A 4,876-nucleotide genomic window follows, 5' to 3' on the forward strand; every position below is an offset into this window, starting at 1 on the left:
CTCGGCGCACCATAAAAAAACCGCTCAACGTTAGAGCGGTTTTAGATGTCCATAGCTTTAGCTTTAAGCTATTTCACAGAGGTCGTCAAAAATTGTACGAAGCGCCCAGAGTTACTGTGCTAAACGCTACATCACGGCTTGCCAGTCTATTACCATTCGGGCCGAAGAATTCGATATTTACTGCATCTGCTTGTGAGATTAAACGTAAGGTTAGGCTTTCTACTGGCGTGTATTCAACACCTATACCAAAATGGAAGCCTAATTACGCGCAGCTAGACAATCAAAGATATTGCAATAGATGCCATGATCACGCCAACGACAAATTCCAACACCTTCCACGCTCTCGGGTTCTTAAACATTGGAGCCAAGAAGCGAGCTCCATATCCAAGTGAAAAGAAGAACACGAATGACGCCGATACCGCCCCAGCGCCAAACAACATTTGATCCGGTTGATATTGAGTTGAGATAGACCCCAGCAATACCACAGTATCCAAATACACATGCGGGTTAAGCCAAGTGAACGCCAAACACATCGCAATCGCTTTGGTTAATGAGTCTTTAGTTTCTGCCGTGGCTTCTAAGGCGTGGTTTTCGGTAAATGCTGATCGGAAGCTTAAGAATGAATAGACACCCAAAAAGATAGCGCCACCCTAATTTTTCAGCTTATGCTGCAGGCAAATATGTCCGCCAACGCACTCTATACCGACCTATCCGGTTACTATGATTTAATGTGTGTAGATATTGACTACCAAGCGCAAAGTAACTGCGTACGTAGACTCCATCAAATCTTTGGAAATGAAGGAAAAACACACCTCGACTTAGCTTGTGGCACTGGCCCACACGTTCGTCATTTTATTGATTTCGGTTACCAAAGTGGTGGCCTAGATCTTAACAAGCCGATGTTAGATATCGCAGAAGTTCGCTGCCCGGAAGCCAAGTTCTCAGTACAAAACATGAGTAATTTTGAGGTCACGGAACCACTCGATCTTATCACTTGCTTCCTGTATTCCATCCATTACAACGATGGCCTTGAGAAACTTAAAAAGTGTATTGAAAGTGTGCATCGTGCGTTAAAGCCAGAAGGTATTTTCTGTTTTAACGTGGTTGATAAAGACAAGATCAGCAACGACCTGTTTGTTAGACACACAACAAACCAAGACAAAGACGATTTCACGTTCCGTTCTGGTTGGTATTACTCTGGTCAGGGTGATAAGCAAGCGCTAAAGCTTAGCATCGAAAAGACGACTGCTGGTGAAACTCAAGTGTGGAATGATGAACACCCAATGGTGGCATTCTCGTTTAAAGAGTTAATCGAGATATTGAAGCCCTACTTCGAGGTTAATATCTTCGAGCACGATTACGACAAGCTGATTCCTTGGGATACTCAGTCCGGTAATGCGCTGATCACATGTGTCAAAATCTAGATTAATAGATAAACGGCAAATTAAACCAAATCTATAGATCAAAAAAGAACCCACACTCGCCATTCTCCTTTTAGAGCATCAGCCAGTGTGGGTTCTTTTGTATCAAGCTATCAGTTACTGAACTCTAAATTAGAAGTCCGCTGTCATACCTACGTAGTAAGTACGTGGCTCTTCAACATAGCCCATGCTCTCTAGCTCTTGTGATACAGCTTCGTCAGTTAAGTTCGTGATACCTGCACGTAGTCGTACTGAAGCATTCACGTTGTAGATAGCACCTAGGTTCAGCGTTGTGTAAGCGTCTTGAGTTAGATCGCTTTCGATCTGACGTTCACCACGGTAACGCGCACTCACGAAGGTACTTAGATCGTAAGTTGGGCTCCAGTTCAGTTTAACTAAACCCGAATGCTTGTAACGCTCAAGTAATTCGTCACCAGTAGACTTATCTTCAGTGTCTAAGAATGTGTAATTACCAGACACACCCCATTCATCAGTAATTTGGAATTGGCCTGTAAGCTCAACACCTTGAACTACAGCCTCTGATACGTTTGTATAAGTACGCTTACCATTCACATAGCCAGTTGAGCTTGAACTATCAGCGCAACCTTTACCCGATTCAAACACTCCGCCGTTCTCACAATAGGTATCATCACGATCAATTAGGTCGTTGATTTCATTTCGGAATAAGGCACCTTCAACATTCCAACGAGGTTGGCTATAAATCGCAGCGATCTCATAGTTCAAGCTGGTTTCGGGCTTAAGATCTTCATTACCATGTAAATCACATACGCCTTTACAGCTATTAACTGTGTAGTCTGTCTGATTTTGAGTCAATGTTGGTGCTTTAAATGCTTTACCCACACCACCCTTGATGATCAGGTCATTCGTTGTTTGATGAACCAAGTACACACGTGGGCTGAACTCTTCACCGTATAGTTCATGCTTATCTAAACGACCACCAATGGTTGCCGTTAGTTGATCCGTCATTAACCATTGGTCTTGAACAAATAACGCACCTTGATAAGCTTCAGATGTACCATTGACTAAGTTTTCTTTGTTGGTTAATTCACTCAACTGGTAGTCCATACCAAACGTTACGGTGTGACTATCACCAAGATAAGTGGTCGCCGAAGCTTCAACAATTTGAGTCAGCTCTTCGATGTCACTGCTATAGTTAGTATCTGAGTCCGCAGCATCATTATCTGTCACATTTTCACGTGAATAACGTACTTGCGTGTCACCCCAGCTCCAAAAACCACTATGTGTGATCGCTTGGCTCTGACGTACAACACGTGTGTCAGACTCAATCACAGATGATACGTTTTCCGCAGATGACTCACGTTCGTCGTCACTGTAACCAAAATCGAAATCAATGGTTTGGTTGTCTGTTGCATTCCATGTCAGGCTCGCGAGTAAGCTTAATGTCTCTCTTTCTTCTAACGCAGTAATGTCTGAACGATCGTAACCAGAGCTATGCGTACCAGAATAGGGTTGCCAAGCATCACGGCTAGTTTGGTTAACAGATAGGCGAGCAAACAACTCGTCTTCAATTAACGCGCCCGATGTTGTGAAGCCCATCGAGTACTCTTCTCCACCATCACCGTCTAACGGAGATGAAGTGTCCATGCTTAACGTAGAGCTCCAATCATTTTCAGGAGCCTTGGTGATGATGTTGATTGTACCGCCCATACCATCTGAACCGTAAAGTGCAGACATTGGGCCACGGATTATTTCAACACGTTCGATCGAATCAGCAGGAATCGTTGATAGGTCGAAGTCGTTACCACGGATGATGGCACTTGCAGAGCTTAAACGACGACCGTTCACCATGATAAGAGTGTAATCTGAATCCATACCACGAATAGAGATCATCTGACGGCCAGCACGTGTGCTATCAAAATCAGACTCAACACTCGTTGATTCGGCAACGATGTCTGCCAAGGTAATACCAGGGCTGTCTTCAATGTCTTGCGCGGTGATAACCGACATTGAAGCTGGCGCTTGTTTTAGTGCCATCTCGGTACGAGTTGCCGTAACAACCATTTGCTCATCTGTTGCTTGCGCTTCTTCTTGCGCCAACACGTTAGCTGAAAGTGAGGTACAAATAACAGCGACTGCGATCGAAAGGGGTTTACGAACCAAAAGAGGTTTGCGAATCAAAAGAGATCTCTCAGACATGATATTCATTCTTATATGTGATTGGTAATGATAATGGTTTGCATTAAACAACCAACTACCACTCTTATCAACGAAAGTTTCATACCAAAAATCGATTCTCGTTATTCACCATTCAAATAATGAAAGAGATCTATATCCAACTCGATAGGTATTCGTAATTTTCATTCACCCTGCAGATGGATTATGTATAAAGCTCTTTGAATATATTGCGAACCCAGCGACACATCGGGTCGTTATGAAAGCGCTTATGCCAGTATAAGTAGACGTCTTCTGATGGGTGGCGCAACGCTTTAGGCACGCGTTTACAAACAAGATCTCTTTGCGTAGCGGCTTGTTGAGCAAAAGGTGTCGGTAAATGAAAGATGATGTCGGTTGCTTCTGCCATATCCGGCGCGACGTTAAAATTGGAAAGCTGAATTGGAATGGACAGCTGGCGCTGCTTATCAATCAAGCCAAGATCTTTAAATCGACTTTCGATCGAGAGCTTCTTATCCCCTTGCAGTGAGATTTGACCAAGTTGGCTATTCAACAAGTCATCAACCGTGATCTCTTTGTCCGCCAAAGGATGTTTTTTACTCATCAGCAAACGATAATCGCGGCTAATCACGAACATTCGATACAAATTTTGCTCTGAACTTAACGGCTCGTGGGTCGACAACACAAAGTGCGCATCACCGGATAACAGAGGCTCAAAGTGTCGTTTAGGAATCGAGTCGATATCAACAGTCATGTTTGGCGCTTGTTGACGTATCTCCGCAACTACCTTGGGCAGCAAGTGCGCGACATTAGGCACTAAACCAAAGAAGCGAACCGTACTGTCACTGCTTTGCGGTTCGAATACATCGCCATGTACCAGCTTTTCTAAACGTGTCAGTACCGAATTGAGATCTTGCTTAATGGCTTCTGCTTTTGGCGTTAACTCATAGCCATAAGCCGCTCGCACCAATAGATCATCATTGAAAACGGTACGCAGTTTTTGCAGAGATCGGCTCACCGTAGGTTGGCTCATATCCAGCGCCAATGCCGTGTTGGAAACGTGCTTCTCTTCAAGAAGGTGTTTAAGAATAACGAGTAGATTGAGGTCGACTTGAGCAAGATTCATTATGCAAATATTAACAATATATAAAATTCAATGTGCGCATAGTGCTATTTCTTAACATGTAATACAATTGATAATCACTCCTATTTTGATCTAGAGCAATATGCAGAGCAGAGTTTAAGGTTAAGTGGGTTTTAAAGCTCTAAGTCAGAACTGTTTAAAATCGAGTAGGAGGAGG

At 43.5% G+C, this 4,876-nt stretch carries 3 protein-coding genes and 2 pseudogenes; 1 reads left to right on the forward strand and 4 read right to left on the reverse strand.

The features are described 5' to 3' along the window. Nucleotides 1-85: 85 nt before the first annotated feature. Nucleotides 86-259: pseudogene (locus tag AB4375_RS19470) on the reverse strand (porin family protein); the annotation flags it as partial. Nucleotides 260-272: 13 nt separating this feature from the next. Continuing rightward, nucleotides 273-650: pseudogene (locus AB4375_RS19475) on the reverse strand (LysE/ArgO family amino acid transporter); the annotation flags it as partial. A gap of 30 nt (nucleotides 651-680) precedes the next feature. Between AB4375_RS19475 and AB4375_RS19480 the strand changes: the two are divergent. Further along, nucleotides 681-1,424, forward strand: a complete 744-nt coding sequence (locus tag AB4375_RS19480; protein WP_372052349.1) for a class I SAM-dependent methyltransferase — start codon at nucleotides 681-683, stop codon at nucleotides 1,422-1,424. 129 nt (nucleotides 1,425-1,553) lie between these two features. Here the strand turns inward: AB4375_RS19480 and AB4375_RS19485 are convergent, their stop codons facing one another. Continuing rightward, nucleotides 1,554-3,599 (reverse strand): TonB-dependent receptor domain-containing protein, encoded by a 2,046-nt coding sequence (locus AB4375_RS19485; RefSeq protein ID WP_017068310.1) that lies wholly within the window; start codon nucleotides 3,597-3,599, stop codon nucleotides 1,554-1,556. Nucleotides 3,600-3,780: 181 nt separating this feature from the next. Beyond that, nucleotides 3,781-4,701 (reverse strand): LysR family transcriptional regulator, encoded by a 921-nt coding sequence (locus tag AB4375_RS19490; RefSeq protein WP_017059189.1) that lies wholly within the window; start codon nucleotides 4,699-4,701, stop codon nucleotides 3,781-3,783. Between the last annotated feature and the right edge of the window lie 175 nt (nucleotides 4,702-4,876).

Source organism: Vibrio sp. 10N.261.51.C6, from assembly GCF_041471785.1.
GTDB lineage: Bacteria > Pseudomonadota > Gammaproteobacteria > Enterobacterales > Vibrionaceae > Vibrio > Vibrio crassostreae_C.

Excerpts from the sequence above, each read along its gene's own strand:
- AB4375_RS19490 (WP_017059189.1), bottom strand. The coding sequence starts at position 4,701 with ATGAATCTTGCTCAAGTCGACCTCAATCTACTCGTTATTCTTAAACAC.
- AB4375_RS19485 (WP_017068310.1), bottom strand. The coding sequence starts at position 3,599 with ATGTCTGAGAGATCTCTTTTGATTCGCAAACCTCTTTTGGTTCGTAAA.
- AB4375_RS19480 (WP_372052349.1), top strand. The coding sequence starts at position 681 with ATGTCCGCCAACGCACTCTATACCGACCTATCCGGTTACTATGATTTA.